We start from the raw sequence: 15,073 nt of genomic DNA, 5'->3' as shown, positions 1-15,073 counted from the left end.
AACCTCCCACCGCGCTGACCTGCGAAAATGGAGAAAGCCACAACGGCGCCCGCGGGCGTAGATCCATTACGGCTGTGTATCCCCAATTCGGACCAGTGGTCGATCTCGCCTACACTCGGTGGCGTGCCACGTGGTGACGGTCTCCTCAATCACGATCTGCTCCCCGGTGAGAAGGGCCCCCAGGACGCTTGCGGCGTCTTCGGTGTCTGGGCTCCCGGTGAAGAGGTCGCCAAGCTCACGTACTTCGGGCTCTACGCCCTCCAGCATCGGGGCCAGGAATCCGCGGGTATCGCGGTCAGCAACGGCTCCCAGATCCTCGTCTTCAAGGACATGGGCCTCGTCTCCCAGGTCTTCGACGAAACCTCGCTCGGCTCGCTCCAGGGTCATATCGCGGTCGGTCACGCCCGCTACTCGACCACCGGTGCCTCCGTGTGGGAGAACGCCCAGCCGACGTTCCGCGCCACCGCGCACGGCTCGATCGCGCTCGGCCACAACGGCAACCTCGTCAACACGGCGCAGCTCGCCGAGATGGTCGCCGAACTCCCGAAGGACCACAACGGCCGGTCCACCCGGGTCGCGGCCACCAACGACACCGACCTGCTCACCGCGCTCCTCGCGGCCCAGGTCGACGAGGACGGCAAGCCGCTGACCATCGAGGAGGCCGCGCACACGGTCCTGCCGAAGGTCCGGGGCGCCTTCTCGCTCGTCTTCATGGACGAGCACACCCTCTACGCCGCCCGCGACCCGCAGGGCATCCGCCCGCTGGTCCTCGGCCGCCTCGAACGCGGCTGGGTCATCGCCTCCGAGTCCGCCGCGCTCGACATCTGCGGCGCCAGCTTCGTCCGCGAGATCGAGCCGGGCGAGTTCGTCGCCATCGACGAGAACGGTCTGCGCACCTCGCGATTCGCTGACGCGAAGCCCAAGGGCTGTGTCTTCGAGTACGTGTACCTGGCCCGCCCCGACACCGACATCGCCGGGCGGAACGTCTACCTCTCCCGGGTGGAGATGGGCCGGAAGCTCGCCGCGGAAGCCCCGGTCGACGCCGACCTGGTGATAGCGACCCCGGAATCCGGCACTCCCGCCGCCGTCGGCTACGCGGAGGCCTCCGGCATCCCCTTCGGCAACGGTCTGGTCAAGAACGCCTACGTCGGCCGGACCTTCATCCAGCCCTCGCAGACCATCCGTCAGCTCGGCATCCGCCTGAAGCTGAACCCGCTGAAGGAAGTCATCAAGGGCAAGCGGCTGGTCGTCGTCGACGACTCGATCGTGCGCGGCAACACCCAGCGCGCGCTCGTGCGGATGCTCCGGGAGGCCGGCGCCGCCGAGGTCCACATCCGGATCTCGTCCCCGCCCGTGAAGTGGCCGTGCTTCTTCGGCATCGACTTCGCCACCCGCGCCGAGCTCATCGCCAACGGCATGACCATCGAGGAGATCGGCACCTCGCTCGGCGCCGACTCGCTGGCGTACATCTCCATCGACGGCATGATCGAGGCGACCACCATCGCCAAGCCGAACCTCTGCCGCGCCTGCTTCGACGGCGAGTACCCGATGGAGCTCCCGGACCCCGAGCTGCTCGGCAAGCAGCTCCTGGAGACCGAGCTGGCCGCCGGTCCGGCAGCCACGGCCGCGGCCGACGCGATCCGTCGCCCGTAAGCCCCGTCATCAACCCGAAAGATCCCAGGCAATGTCTGAGAGCCCTGTTTCCGGTGCTTCCTACGCGGCTGCCGGTGTCGACATCGAGGCGGGCGACCGCGCCGTGGAGCTCATGAAGGAGTGGGTGAAGAAGACGCAGCGCCCCGAGGTCCTCGGCGGCCTCGGAGGCTTCGCCGGCCTCTTCGACGCCTCCGCCCTCAAGAACTACGAGCGGCCGCTGCTGGCCTCCGCCACGGACGGCGTGGGCACCAAGGTGGACATCGCCCGGCAGCTCGGCGTGTACGACACGATCGGCCACGACCTGGTCGCCATGGTCATGGACGACATCGTGGTGTGCGGCGCGGAGCCGCTGTTCATGACCGACTACATCTGCGTCGGCAAGGTCCACCCCGAGCGGGTCGCCGCCATCGTCAAGGGCATCGCCGAGGGCTGTGTGCTGGCCGGCTGCGCCCTGGTGGGCGGTGAGACGGCCGAACACCCGGGCCTGCTCGGCGCGGACGACTTCGACGTGGCCGGCGCCGGTACGGGCGTCGTGGAGGCTGACCGGCTGCTCGGCCCGGATCGTATCCGTACGGGTGACGCGGTGATCGCCATGGCGTCCTCCGGGCTTCACTCGAACGGGTACTCCCTGGTCCGGCACGTCCTGCTGAACCAGGCCGGCCTCGCCCTGGACGCCCACGTCGAGGAGCTCGGCCGCACCCTCGGCGAGGAACTCCTGGAGCCGACCAAGATCTACTCGCTGGACTGCCTGGCCCTGATGCGCACGGCGGAGGTCCACGCCTTCAGCCACGTCACCGGCGGCGGACTCGCGGCGAACCTGGCCCGGGTGATCCCGGACCACCTGCACGCGATCGTCGACCGCGCCACCTGGACCCCCGGTCCGATCTTCGACCTGGTCGGCCGCACCGGCAGCGTCGAGCGGCTCGAACTGGAGAAGACGCTCAACATGGGCGTCGGCATGATCGCGATCGTCCCGCAGGAATCGGCGGACGTGGCCCTGACCGCACTGGCCGACCGCGGGGTCGAGGCCTGGGTGGCAGGCGAGATCACCGAGCGCGGCGAGCACACCACGGGTGCGGAACTGGTGGGGGACCACCCACAGAACTAGCCTCTCCGGCGTTTGAGGAGCCGGGTCCGGGGCGGAGCCCCGAAAGGCCAGCACAAAACCCGGTCCGGCATGGAACCCCGGACCGGGCAAGTGAAGCGGCTAAGCAGCCGCAGGCGTCAAGCACCGCGACGATGCTGGGAGTGCGGACCGGACTGGTCGTCCTCGTCCTCGTCCTCATCGTCGTTGTACAGATCCGCGTACTGGGCGTACGGGTCGTCCTCGTCCTCGTCGTCGTCCTCGAACGGCTCGCCGTTCGGCGGCTGGCTCGAAGTCGATGCGCCCAGTTCGTTGGCCAGACGTGACAGGTCAGTCCCACCGCTGTTGTACTTCAGCTGGCGGGCGACCTTCGTCTGCTTGGCCTTGGCCCGGCCGCGCCCCATGGCTCGACCCCCTCGGTGACGGGGCTCGACGGCCCCAGAGTCTGACACGCGTTCATGATCCGGAACGGACTCTCCTCGGAGAGACCGGTCCGTAGGGCTTCCACGGTACCTGAGCCCGCGCCCATACGGTACGTCGCCCGCACCACGCGCCTGACTCCATGACCCGCGAGGTGCCCCGTCCCCGCTGGTCAACCACGATTTTAACCACTTCCTGGCGGGCGACCCGCCGACGAACGTGAGAGTTCTCTCCAACTGCCCGCCGGCAGGTACCGGAAAACCGACCGGAAACCCGGCGTCGGGTCAGCGTCCACCCGCCGTTGCCGCTTCGTGCATCCGCTGTTCGGCGATCCGGTCGGCCGCCGCGGCCGGCGGAATCCCGTCGTCCTTCGCACGTGCGAATATGGCCAGCGTGGTGTCGAAGATCTCCGCCGCCTTGGCCTTGCACCGCTCGAAGTCGAACCCGTGCAGCTCGTCGGCGACCTGGATGACCCCGCCGGCGTTCACCACGTAGTCCGGCGCGTAGAGGATCCCGCGGTCGGCGAGGTCCTTCTCGACACCCGGGTGGGCGAGCTGGTTGTTGGCGGCACCGCACACCACCTGGGCGGTCAGCACCGGCACGGAGTCGTCGCTGAGGGCGCCGCCGAGCGCGCAGGGGGCGTAGATGTCGAGGCCCTCAATCCGGATCAGGGCGTCGGTGTCGGCGGCCACTCCCACGGCGGGGTGCTTGTCGGCGATGCGCCAGAGGGCTTCCTGCCGTACGTCGGTGATCACGACCTCGGCGCCCTCCTCCAGGAGGTGTTCCACCAGGTGGTGGCCGACCTTGCCGACGCCCGCGATGCCGACGGTGCGGCCGCGCAGCGAGGGGTCGCCCCACAGGTGCTGGGCGCTGGCCCGCATGCCCTGGTAGACGCCGTACGCGGTGAGCACGGAGGAGTCGCCGGCGCCGCCGTTCTCGGGGGAGCGTCCGGTGGTCCAGCGGCACTCGCGGGCCACCACGTCCATGTCGGCGACATACGTGCCGACGTCGCAGGCGGTGACGTACCGGCCGCCGAGCGAGGCCACGAACCGCCCGTAGGCGAGCAGCAGCTCCTCGGTCTTGTCCCGGTCCGGGTCCCCGATGATCACGGCCTTGCCGCCGCCGTGGTCGAGCCCGGCCATGGCGTTCTTGTACGACATCCCGCGCGCGAGGTTGAGGGCGTCGGCGACGGCCTCCTCCTCGTTGGCGTACGGGTAGAAGCGGGTGCCGCCGAGGGCGGGGCCCAGCGCGGTGGAGTGGATGGCGATGACGGCCTTGAGGCCGCTCTTGCGGTCCTGACAGAGCACGACCTGCTCGTGACCGCCCTGGTCCGAGTGGAACAGGGTGTGCAGGACGCCGGTGGAAACGTCGGTCACTGTGGTGACTCCCGGTTGTGTCGCGTGTGTCGCGGCGGTGGAAGCGGGGGCTCCCGTAAGGGTGGCGGGGGCCGTGGCATGAGCGTAGAGCCATTGCCCGCACACCATCCGCGCAGTGTTCAGGATCACTCTCCCGTGCCGTGTGTGCACGTATGAGCGTGGGACGATTTGCTGTGGTTTCCGCGGCCGGCCCCGGCCGGCTCCGTCATGGCTCCGCCGTGGGTTCCGCTGGTTTCGAGCCCGGTCCGATGGGGAGGGAGCAGGCGTGCCCAAGGTGTCCTCGGTGGTCGTCCCCTACGCGACGTACCTGCGTGTGTACGAGCCGCTGGCCGCCTTCCCGGACCGGGAGCGCGACCACTGGACGCGCTACGCCCGCCGCCCGGAGCGCCCCTCGTACCAGGACGAACTCCGCCGTTCCCTGGCCGACTTGCTGCCCACCCCGCCGGTCGCGGTGCCGGTGCAGGAGAGCGCCGACGCGTTCGTCCTGGAGGTCGACGGCGTCGTCTGCGTCTGCCCGTGGCGGACCCGGCTGCGCGGCTGGCAGGCCCTGCAGGAGCTCTCCGACGAACTGCCGAAGCCCGTCCTGGACGCGATGCTGCCGCCGGTCGTGCGCCGGCAGGCCGCGATGGACTACGAGCGCTGGCTGGTCCGCAACCCCGACTCCCGGCCCTGGATCCGCACCGCGACCTGGCAGGTGCCGCTGAACTGGTTCGTGCTGGTCTCCGACGAGGAGCGCCGGTACGAGAAGGGCACCGCGGAGATCCCGCCGATGCTGCGCTACCGCACGCCGATGGTGCAGGCCCGGCGCCGGGTGGCCCGGGCGCTGCGCACGCTCAAGGACACCGTGGAGGAAGGGCCGCTGATCGACGGCCTGGTGGACGTCGGCCGCTGGCTGGAGGAGTTCCACCCGCGCTCGCTGGTCGAACTGGACTACGGCGGCCTGGTGCACACCCTGCCGGCCGGGGACCTCGAGGACGACCACTCCGCGGCCGACGTGGCGGCCGGCATCGAGGCGCTGCGCCTAGGCGACGGGGCCGCGGCCGGGGCGGCGTACGGGCGGCTGGTGGAGCGGTGGCGGACGGTACGGGACCGGCGTTCGGCGAACTGAGTGCCGGTCTGAGCGTGGATGCCCACTGATCCGTACTGACTGATGGGGCGTCTGATGGTGTTTACAGCCGGATGACACCTGCGTGACGTGTGTGCGGTGAGTGATGTACGTCACGGCCCAGAAGGCATGAAACAACGTACGTTGACGGCACTTCAGTGAACGCACTGGACGTTGGATCTCGATCCGGGCTTTTGCGTCAAGGGTGACGGATAGCACTTACACGGCTCTTGCGCCTCTTGCCACTCCTCGTGCCAAAATAGGACAAGGAGTCCGGGGAGGTCTCCATCCGTCCAAGTGTGGTGCACTGTGGGCGGATTCTCAGCATTACGTGCTTTGGGGGGTCTGGTGACTCCTGATCGTCCTGTGACTGATCGTCACAGAGGCGTGACTGTCCGCTATGGCATGGTCCATCGGCTTCCGCGGCTGATGCCTACCTGGGAGGGCAATTCCATCGGTTTGGCCGACGCGGCTGGACAGATGGTGTAGTTGTAGTGCCGAGGACAAGCCGTTCGTCCTATAACCGACTCGACTCGCGTCCGCCATTTCGGGCAACGCGGGTCAAGGTGCAGAATTTAGAGGAAAGAACCGAGAAGGTTCGGTTCTCCCGAGGAGGCCGCTCATGACCGCTCGCACCCCTGATGCCGAGCCGCTGCTGACCCCGGCTGAGGTCGCCACGATGTTCCGCGTCGACCCCAAGACGGTCACGCGGTGGGCGAAGGCCGGCAAGCTCACGTCGATCCGCACGCTCGGCGGACACCGCCGCTACCGCGAGGCTGAGGTGCGCGCCCTGCTGGCGGGCATTCCGCAGCAGCGCAGCGAGGCCTGACCCAACTGAATAGCGGGCAAACCGACCGGTCCCCCAACTGGCCGAGGTGCCCCAACCCTAGCTCCGAGCGACGCAGGACCTGCCCCAACAGGACCTACGCCCAGGCCGACAAGAGACTTCTCAGGCAAGCGATACAGGGTGCGTCGTAGATCGCGCTGGACTCCGCCGGGTCCAGCGCGATCTTTTTTGTGCGTCCATGGGGTCCTGTGGGGCCTTCGGCCACCGTAACCAGCGGCTCTGTGAGCAGCCTTGTCGGACTCTGGGGATCGCTGTCGGATCTGCTGTGCGGGCGTCCGGAGGGGATCCGGTGCGGCTCCGGGGCGGGTCCTCGGGGTGGTGCAATTGCACATATTAAATTGACCAGTTGTAGGAAGGGGGTAAGTGCCACCGTTTCGGAAACTCATGCGGTGACACCCGTCACATACCGCACGGGTTGTTTGTACTGTCCCGGGTGCGATAGAGGAGCGGCCTGCTCCATCGGCCCTTGGGGGAACGGCCGTTGGGGCACCGTCACGCGCCGACGGGGCCCTGGTCCTCCACGGCGTCCTCGGGAGCCTCGGCGGTGTGCGGGGCGGAGTCCATGGCCAGCCGCAGCAGCTGATGGCAGACCGCGCAGTGGCGGGTCAGATGCCGGTACGACGAGGCGGCCGCCAGGTGGGCCCTCAGCAGCGCCCGCGTCTCGTGCCGCACCGAAGCCGCCATACGCCACCTCCAGAGGGGGGTCGAGGGGAAGCGGGCCCTGTCTTCTGGGTACCGAGCGAATGTGACGCCGTCAATGGCACGGGCTCGTTCCCGGCCGCCGAACACGGAAGAGGCCCGCTTCCCCTGACCGGGTGGCGAGGGAGGTCGTCGTCGGGCGGTAACGCCTGAGGCCCGCTTCCCTCGGAAGGGAAACGGGCCTCGGTGTTGTGCGGTCCTGACGGGATTTGAACCCGCGGCCTCCACCTTGACAGGGTGGCGAGCACTCCAAACTGCTCCACAGGACCAGGTTTCGCGGCACTTTGTCTTGCGTTGTGCTGCGAGAAGGACTGTACAGGAGGGTGCGGGCCCCGGTCGAACTCACTTAGCGTGCCCGGTCGGTTACGGTGCGGCCGTGTCGATCGCCTTCACGATCCGCTTGTCGGAGATCGGGTACGCGGTCCCCAGCGCATGCGCGAAGTAGCTGACCCGCAGTTCCTCCAGCATCCAGCGGATGTCCAGGACCTGCTGCGGCACCGGCCGGCCCTGAGGGAGCTGCTCCAGGAGCCAGGCGTACTCGTCCTGCATCTCGTGGACCTTCTCCATGCGGGTGGTGTCCCGCTGGACGTTGGTCGGCATCTGCTGGAGGCGGCGGTCGGCGGCGACCAGGTAGCGCATGAGGTCGGGGAGGCGTCGTATACCGGCCCAGGTCACGAAACCGGGCTTCACCAGGGCGTCCAGCTGCTTGCGGACGTCGGTCAGGTTCGCAAGGAGCGCGGGGCTCCGTACACCCTTCAGACGGCGCTCACAGGCCTGCCAGGCGGCCAGCACCTGCTGCACCTGCCCGACCGTCCGGACCGTCGTGTCGACGATCTCGGCGCGCACCTTGTCGTACAGCTTCCGGTACGACTCCTCGTCCCACACCGGTCCCCCGAAGTCGGCGATCAGCTTGTCCGCCGCCGCCATCGCGCAGTCGTCGAACAGGGCCTGGATGGTGCCGTGGGGGTTCGCCGACAGCGCGAGCTTCTGGGCGTTCGTCAGCTTCTCCGAGGCGAACTTCGCCGGGTTCACCGGGATGTTGCGGAGGACGAGCCGCCGCGTGCCCTTCCACATCGCCTCGGCCTGCTCCTCCTCGGTGTCGAAGAGGCGGACGGAGACCGTGTCGCCGTCGTCGACGAGGGCCGGGTAGGCCTTCACCGGCTGGCCTGCCCGACGCGTCTCGAAGACGCGCGTGAGCGTGCCGATCGTCCAGTCCGTGAGGCCCTTGCGCTCCAGGGACTCGCCGCCCTGGCGCTCCGCGGTGGCCGCGGCGGCCTGGGAGAGGGCCTGGCGCGCCTTCGGCTTCAGGCGGAGCTTCAGCGACTCCAGGTCCTTGTCCTCGGCCAGCTTCCGGCGCCGTTCGTCGACGATCCGGAACGTGATCTTGAGGTGGTCGGGGACCCGCGCCCAGTCGAAGTCCTCGGCCTCGAAGGGCACGCCGACCATGCGCCTGAGCTCGCGCACCATGGTCGTGGTGAGGGGCTCCTGGAGGGGGACCGCGGTGTCCAGGAAGCGCTTCGCGAAGTTCGGCGCCGGCACGTAGTTGCGGCGGACGGGCTTCGGGAGGGTGCGGATCAGCTCCGTGACCACCTCTTCCCTGAGGCCCGGGATCTGCCAGTCGAAGCCCTCGTCCCTGACCTGGTTGAGGACCTGGAGCGGGATGTGGACGGTCACACCGTCCGCGTCCGCACCCGGCTCGAACTGGTACGTCACCCGGAACTTCAGCTGCCCCTGCCGCCAGGAGTCCGGGTAGTCGGCCTTGGTGACCGCCTCCGCCGACTCCCGGATCAGCATCTCCCGCTCGAAGTCCAGGAACTCCGGCTGCTCGTGCCGCTTGTGCTTCCACCAGGAGTCGAAGTGGGCGCCGGAGACGACGTGTTCGGGCACCCGCTGGTCGTAGAAGTCGAAGAGCGTGTCGTCGTCGACGACGATGTCCCGGCGCCGCGCCCGGTGCTCCAGCTCCTCGACCTCGCTCAGCAGCCTGCGGTTGTCGGCGAAGAACTTGTGGTGGGTCCGCCAGTCGCCCTCGACCAGTGCGTTGCGAATGAAAAGCTCGCGGCTGGCCTCCGGGTCGATCCGGCCATAGTTCACCTTCCGGTCGGCGACGATCGGTACGCCGTAGAGCGTGACCTTCTCCAGGGCCATCACGGCCGCCTGGTCCTTCTCCCAGTGCGGTTCGCTGTACGTCCGCTTGAGGAGGTGCTCGGCGAGCGGCTCGACCCACTCCGGCTCGATCTTCGCGTTGACCCGGGCCCAGAGCCGCGAGGTCTCCACCAGCTCCGCCGACATCACGAACCGGGGAGTCTTCTTGAACAGCGCGGAGCCCGGGAAGAGCGCGAACTTGGCGTTCCGCGCGCCCAGGTACTCGTTCTTCGCGCCGTCCTTCACGTCCTTCATGCCGATGTGGGAGAGGAGGCCGGCGAGCAGCGAGACGTGCACGCGGTCGCCGGGGGCGTCGTCCTCGCTGAGGTGGATGCCCATCTGCTTGGCGACCGTGCGCAGCTGCGTGTAGATGTCCTGCCACTCCCGGATGCGCAGGAAGTTCAGGAACTCCTGCTTGCACATCCGCCGGAAGGAACTGGAGCCGCGCTCCTTCTGCTGCTCCCTGATGTACCTCCACAGGTTGAGGAAGGCCAGGAAGTCGCTGGTCTCGTCGCGGAAGCGGGCGTGCTGCTGGTCGGCCTGGGTCTGCTTCTCGGCCGGGCGTTCGCGCGGGTCCTGGATGGAGAGCGCGGCGGCGATGACCATGACCTCGCGGACACAGCCGTTCTTGTCGGCCTCCAGGACCATGCGGGCGAGCCGCGGGTCGACGGGCAGCTGGGCGAGCTTGCGGCCGGTGTCGGTGAGCCGCTTGCGCGGGTCCTTCTCGGCCGGGTCGATCGCGCCCAGCTCCTGGAGCAGCTGCACGCCGTCCCGGATGTTGCGGTGGTCCGGCGGGTCGATGAAGGGGAACCTCTCGATGTCGCCGAGGCCGGCCGCGGTCATCTGGAGGATGACGGAGGCGAGGTTGGTCCGGAGGATCTCGGGGTCCGTGAACTCCGGGCGGGCGAGGAAGTCGTCCTCGTCGTACAGCCGGATGCAGATGCCGTCGGAGGTACGGCCGCAGCGGCCCTTGCGCTGGTTGGCGCTGGCCTGCGAGACCGCCTCGATGGGCAGCCGCTGCACCTTGGTGCGGTGGCTGTAGCGGGAGATACGCGCGAAGCCGGGGTCGATGACGTACTTGATGCCGGGCACGGTCAGCGAGGTCTCGGCGACGTTGGTCGCCAGAACGATCCTGCGGCCGGTGTGCGGCTGGAAGACCCGGTGCTGCTCGGCGTGCGAGAGGCGCGCGTAGAGCGGCAGGACCTCCGTACTCTGCCCACCAGCGCCTCCGGCGCGGGGATAGTTCTTCCTGGTGAGCGCGTCGGCCGTGTCCCGGATCTCCCGCTCGCCGGAGAGGAAGACGAGGATGTCCCCCGGTCCCTCGGCCTGGAGTTCCTCCACGGCGTCGCAGATGGCCGTGATCTGGTCCCGGTCGGCGTCGTCCGAGTCCTCCTCCAGGAGCGGCCGGTAGCGGACCTCCACGGGGTACGTCCGGCCGCTCACCTCCACGATCGGGGCGTCGCCGAAGTGCCGGGAGAACCGCTCGGGGTCGATGGTCGCCGAGGTGATGACGACCTTGAGGTCGGGGCGGCGCGGCAGCAGCTGGGCCAGGTATCCCATCAGGAAGTCGATGTTGAGGGACCGCTCGTGGGCCTCGTCGATGATGATCGTGTCGTAGGCGCGCAGCTCGCGGTCGGTCTGGATCTCGGCGAGCAGGATGCCGTCCGTCATCAGCTTGATGAAGGTGGCGTCGGGGTTCACCTGGTCGGTGAAGCGGACCTTCCAGCCGACGGACTCCCCGAGCGGCGTCCGCAGCTCCTCCGCCACCCGCTCGGCGACGGTACGGGCGGCGATCCGGCGGGGCTGGGTGTGCCCGATCATGCCGCGCACGCCGCGCCCGAGTTCCAGACAGATCTTGGGGATCTGGGTGGTCTTCCCAGAGCCGGTCTCGCCGGCCACGATCACGACCTGGTGGTCGCGTATCGCCTCGGCGATCTCGTCCTTCTTCTGGCTGACGGGCAGCTGCTCGGGGTACGACACGGCGGGCACGACGGAGCGGCGGCCGGCCATCCGTTCCTCGGCCCTGGCCACCTCTGCCTCGATCTCGGCGAGGACGGCGGCCCGGGCCTCCGGTTTACGGATCTTGCGCGCACCTTCCAGCCTGCGCCCGAGCCGGTGCGCGTCGCGCAGTGAGAGCTCGGTCAGGCGAGGGGCGAGGGGGCCGAGGGCGGGGGCGGGGTGCGTAGACATACGCGGTCCAGGATCTCACCTCGGGGAAATTCATGGCGAACGCTTTTGCCTCCGGCGGTTCGGCCGGGTTGTGAGGGGTGCGGGTCGTGGTTCGGGTGGGTGGGGGCTGGTCGCGCAGTTCCCCGCGCCCCTGACAGGGCGCTGCCCAGCCGCCCCTTTCACAGCCACCCCAGCTGCGGGCAGGCGTGCCGCCCCTACGGGGTCCGCTGGGCCGGGGTCGTAGGGGTGGGGGCGGGTGGGGTGGAGGTGGCTGCCGCGATGGACTTCGCCGTGTTGGATACGGCCTTGATCCCGAGGTATGCCGTGGTCATGCTGCTCACCGCCGTGAAGGCGGCGGTGAGGACGCCGATGATCACCGACTCGTTGCCGTTGAGCCGCCAGACGCCGAAGACCGCGACCCCGGCGATCGCGAGGTTGCTGACGACGACGGCGAGAAGGCCGTAGCGCGCACGGTCCTTCTCCAGCTGTATGTCCTGATCCCGGTTCATCTTCCCCACCCTGGTGATGTGTCGACCCGCCAGAAACTAGCGGCGGCGGGTCGCGCCGCCAAGGAGATTCAGGACGTGGCGGGGAAGACGTCGTAGTCGCCCAGCAGGTCTGCGTACACGTCCACCGGGCCGGAACCGGCGTTGTAGAGGTCGATCTCGCCGTCGGTGCCGACCTTGACCAGTGCGCGGTTGGCCGTGGTGTGTCCCTTGGTGAAGTTCAGGGAGTAGACGCCGGGCCGCGGGGTGCCGTCGGGGTAGGCGACGAGGTAGCCGCTGCCGGACGGGGCGGGCACCGTGAGGTTCAGGTCGGCGGCGGTGACTCCGGTCGCCGGGACGCCGTGGGCGCCGGTGACCTTGAGCTTGAGGGTGGCGTGGGCGGCGAGCCTGGCGACCTTGCCGGTGCCGGTTCCGGTGCGGGTGTTGAGGACGCGGGCGGGGGTGACCGGCAGGAACTCCGAGCCGCCCGTGGCGGTGCCGTACCAGCCGGCGAGGTCCGCGACGAGCTGCGCCGAACCCTTGCCGGCGTTGTGCAGCACCACCTTGCCGTCCTTCAGGGGGAGCGTGATCTGGGCGGAGGCGGTCTGTCCGGTGGTCCAGTACGGGCCGGTCAGGCTGGAGCCGGTGGTGCCGTGCGTGGAGAGGACCAGATTGCCGGAGGACTTGGTGCCGGTCGCGGTGGTGTTGAGGACCACCGCCGTCGCCCCGGCCGGGACACCGTGGGTGCCGCCGACCGACAGCGTGATCGAGTGGCCGCCGGCGACCGGGCCGGTGCTGCCGCCGGTACCGGTGCGGGTGTCGAGCAGGCGGACCGGAGCGACCGGGTGGTAGGTGTCGGCGTACTGGGCGTGCGACTGGAGGCCGACGGTGGCGACATTGACCGTGACCGCGCCGGAGCTGCCGTTGTAGAGGTCGACCGAACCGGTCGGGGTGACCTTGACCGTCGCCTGGTCGAGCGCCGTCCGGCCGGGCTCGAAGCCGATGGTGGAGGTGCCGGGGCGGGTGGTGCCGGCGGTGTAGAGGGTGAGTGAGCCGCTCGCCTTGGCGGCGCTGGTGACGAGCTGCAGCTGGGCGGCGTCGACGCCGCCGGAGTCCGCGTGCAGGGTGGCGGCCGAGAGCTTCAGGATGCCGTGGGCGGCGATCGTCTTCTCGGTGTCGTGCTGCGGGATCGTCGCCACGTAGGTGTCCGCGGCGTGGAAGGTGGTCGTGGCGGTGGTGGTGCGGCCCAGGCGGTCCGTCTGCGTCAGCGTGGCGGTGTAGGTGCCGGGGGCCGGGTACTGGTGCAGTGCCTGTCCGACCCCGTCGCCCAGCGCCTCCTGGCTGCCGTCCCCGTAGGCCAGGACCCGGCTGAGGACCTCCCACGAGTCGGCCGGTTCCGCGGCGGTGAACTGCGCGGCACCCGCGTTGACCGTGCCGTCGTTCGCGGTGTCGGCGGCCGCGGACAGTGTCGCCGTCGGCGGTGTGGCCGTGCCCGCCGTCGTCCAGGTGGTTCCGGACGTGCTCGTTCCGTCGCTGTCGGTGACCGTGATGCGGGTGAGGTACCGGCCCGGCGTGGTGTAAGTGTGGGTGATCGGGGTGCCCTGCGCTCCGGTGGCCGGGTCGCTGCCGTCCCCGAAGTCGACGGAGTACGTGAGCGCCTTGGCCCAGTTGCTGACGGCGTCCGTCTTCACCGAGGTCTCGAACGGCGCGACGCCGCTCGATGGGTAGGCGTCGGCGGGAATCGTGATGACGTCCGCCCGCTCCAGGGCGCCCCGGTCGGGCGCCGGTGCGCCGGTGCCGGTGTTGCCGACGATCGGATCGTCGGCCCGCGGGTGACCCCCGAAGTCGGTGCCGAGTTCGCCGGGTGCGGCGGCGTCGGCGGAGTCGACGAGGGGAGAGCGCTCGGGCGGCTGGCTCCCGAGAACGACCACGAGCCCGTCGATGTCGTGGGTGGCCTGTCCGGTCCCGGCCCGGAACGCCGCGCTGGTGGCGTAGGCGGTGCCGCCCCAGGAGTACTCGGTGCGCGCCGGGGCGGACGGGCCCGCGTCGTTCGCCGCCACGTTGTAGTCGGCGGTGACCTCGGCCGTGGAGTCGGCCGACACCGCGTAGAGCGGAGCGGTCGGCGCCGGGCAGGTGCTGCCCTGCGCCGACCCGGGGGTGATGACGACGTTGTTCTCCACCACCCCGGAGCTTGCGCCGTCCAGCGAGATTCCGCCGGCACACGCCGCCAGGATCGTGTTGCTCGTCACGTCCGCGTCGGACGTTCCGGTGACCACGACGGCGCCCTCCCGCATCGTGGTGATCTCGTTGGTCGTCACGGTGACCCGCGCCGCTCCGGGTTCCGTCCGCACGCCGTACCCGTACGAGGGGCCCAGCCAGCTCCGTGACACGGTGACGTCCGACGACATGCCGTCCACGCTGACCGCGCTCCCCGTGGCCGGGGCCGCGAGGGCCGGGCGGTTGATCGCCAGCCGGTCGAGGGTCACGTGCGTGGATCCGGTGACCGCCACACCGTTTCCGCCGTCGTCGGTGAAGGCCAGCGATTCCACGTGCACGTCGTGCACCGCGTCCAGCGTCAGCGCGGGTGCGGAGCCGGGCCACCCGAACACCGCCCGCGAACCGGCCGTACCGGGTTGTGCCCCCGTGAACGTGATCGGCGCGTCACTCGTCCCCGACCGGGTCAGGGTCACCGATCCCGAGTACGGATCGCCGGTCGGCGACAGGATCCGGACCGTGTCCCCCGGCTCCACCACGTCCGCTGCGGCCTGCACGGTGCAGAAGGGCAGGCTCGGTGTCCCCGTCCCGCTGTCGTTGCAGGCCACGTCGTGGTTCACGTACAGCGTCCCGTCGGTCCCCGGGTCGGCCATCGCGGACCCGCCGCCCAGGCCGCTCATCACCCCCGCCACGACGATCAGGGCGAGGGGCAGGCCGACGGTGGGGCGGGATCTGTGCACGGGGTCTCCCGGGAGCGTTCGCGGTGCGGTCACGAGAACGCCGGATGGGGGTGAACGGCCTTGGGGGCAGGTGTGCTTGGGGCCCGGGCCGGTTCAGCTCAGCGTTGGCATGCAGCTGTCATGATCGCAGCCTGATTCC

The 15,073-nt window shown here is 69.6% G+C and carries 10 protein-coding genes and 1 tRNA gene; 4 read left to right on the top strand and 7 right to left on the bottom strand.

The genetic code is table 11. The annotated features are described in order from the left end of the window. Positions 1-123 precede the first annotated feature (123 nt). Positions 124-1,653, top strand: a complete 1,530-nt coding sequence (purF, locus tag ABZ887_RS08690) for an amidophosphoribosyltransferase (RefSeq protein WP_361284773.1) — start codon at positions 124-126, stop codon at positions 1,651-1,653. A 31-nt stretch (positions 1,654-1,684) separates the two neighbouring features. Then, complete coding sequence (purM, locus tag ABZ887_RS08685) at positions 1,685-2,761, top strand: phosphoribosylformylglycinamidine cyclo-ligase (RefSeq protein ID WP_361284770.1); 1,077 nt, start codon at positions 1,685-1,687, stop codon at positions 2,759-2,761. A gap of 116 nt (positions 2,762-2,877) precedes the next feature. On the opposite strand, the gene ABZ887_RS08680 is transcribed toward purM, so the two are convergent. Next, the gene (locus tag ABZ887_RS08680) at positions 2,878-3,141 is read right to left on the bottom strand and encodes a DUF3073 domain-containing protein (RefSeq protein WP_361284767.1); all 264 of its coding nucleotides are present in this window, start codon (positions 3,139-3,141) and stop codon (positions 2,878-2,880) included. A gap of 300 nt (positions 3,142-3,441) precedes the next feature. Next, positions 3,442-4,533 carry a Glu/Leu/Phe/Val dehydrogenase dimerization domain-containing protein gene (locus ABZ887_RS08675; protein WP_361284764.1) on the bottom strand — a complete coding sequence of 364 codons (1,092 nt, stop codon included), beginning with the start codon at positions 4,531-4,533 and terminating at the stop codon, positions 3,442-3,444. Between the two features lie 265 nt (positions 4,534-4,798). Here ABZ887_RS08675 and ABZ887_RS08670 point away from each other — a divergent pair, with 265 nt between their 5' ends. Then, positions 4,799-5,641, top strand: a complete 843-nt coding sequence (locus ABZ887_RS08670) for a hypothetical protein (RefSeq protein ID WP_361284761.1) — start codon at positions 4,799-4,801, stop codon at positions 5,639-5,641. Between the two features lie 619 nt (positions 5,642-6,260). Next, complete coding sequence (gene bldC / locus ABZ887_RS08665; protein WP_003949541.1) at positions 6,261-6,467, top strand: developmental transcriptional regulator BldC; 207 nt, start codon at positions 6,261-6,263, stop codon at positions 6,465-6,467. Between the two features lie 510 nt (positions 6,468-6,977). On the opposite strand, the gene ABZ887_RS08660 is transcribed toward bldC, so the two are convergent. The 5 genes from ABZ887_RS08660 to ABZ887_RS08640 form a co-directional block, all read right to left on the bottom strand. Further along, a complete protein-coding gene (locus ABZ887_RS08660) occupies positions 6,978-7,169 on the bottom strand; it encodes a DUF6274 family protein (protein WP_361284758.1) in 192 nt (63 codons plus the stop codon). A 209-nt stretch (positions 7,170-7,378) separates the two neighbouring features. After that, positions 7,379-7,453, bottom strand: a tRNA-Asp gene (locus ABZ887_RS08655). Between the two features lie 94 nt (positions 7,454-7,547). Beyond that, positions 7,548-11,516 carry an ATP-dependent RNA helicase HrpA gene (gene hrpA, locus ABZ887_RS08650; RefSeq protein WP_361284755.1) on the bottom strand — a complete coding sequence of 1,323 codons (3,969 nt, stop codon included), beginning with the start codon at positions 11,514-11,516 and terminating at the stop codon, positions 7,548-7,550. A 194-nt stretch (positions 11,517-11,710) separates the two neighbouring features. Then, on the bottom strand, positions 11,711-12,004 hold the full coding sequence (locus ABZ887_RS08645; RefSeq protein ID WP_361284752.1) for a hypothetical protein: 294 nt from the start codon (positions 12,002-12,004) through the stop codon (positions 11,711-11,713). A 68-nt stretch (positions 12,005-12,072) separates the two neighbouring features. Then, on the bottom strand, positions 12,073-14,934 hold the full coding sequence (locus ABZ887_RS08640; protein ID WP_361284749.1) for a PKD domain-containing protein: 2,862 nt from the start codon (positions 14,932-14,934) through the stop codon (positions 12,073-12,075). Positions 14,935-15,073 lie beyond the last annotated feature (139 nt).

The sequence above is a fragment of the Streptomyces sp. NPDC047061 genome (genome assembly GCF_040643955.1).
Lineage (GTDB): Bacteria > Actinomycetota > Actinomycetes > Streptomycetales > Streptomycetaceae > Streptomyces.
Note: the sequence above shows the minus strand (reverse complement) of the source record. Positions and strands in the feature narration are given on the sequence as shown.

Excerpts from the sequence above, each read along its gene's own strand:
- purM (WP_361284770.1), top strand. The coding sequence starts at position 1,685 with ATGTCTGAGAGCCCTGTTTCCGGTGCTTCCTACGCGGCTGCCGGTGTC.
- ABZ887_RS08680 (WP_361284767.1), bottom strand. The coding sequence starts at position 3,141 with ATGGGGCGCGGCCGGGCCAAGGCCAAGCAGACGAAGGTCGCCCGCCAG.
- bldC (WP_003949541.1), top strand. The coding sequence starts at position 6,261 with ATGACCGCTCGCACCCCTGATGCCGAGCCGCTGCTGACCCCGGCTGAG.
- ABZ887_RS08660 (WP_361284758.1), bottom strand. The coding sequence starts at position 7,169 with ATGGCGGCTTCGGTGCGGCACGAGACGCGGGCGCTGCTGAGGGCCCAC.
- hrpA (WP_361284755.1), bottom strand. The coding sequence starts at position 11,516 with ATGTCTACGCACCCCGCCCCCGCCCTCGGCCCCCTCGCCCCTCGCCTG.
- ABZ887_RS08645 (WP_361284752.1), bottom strand. The coding sequence starts at position 12,004 with ATGAACCGGGATCAGGACATACAGCTGGAGAAGGACCGTGCGCGCTAC.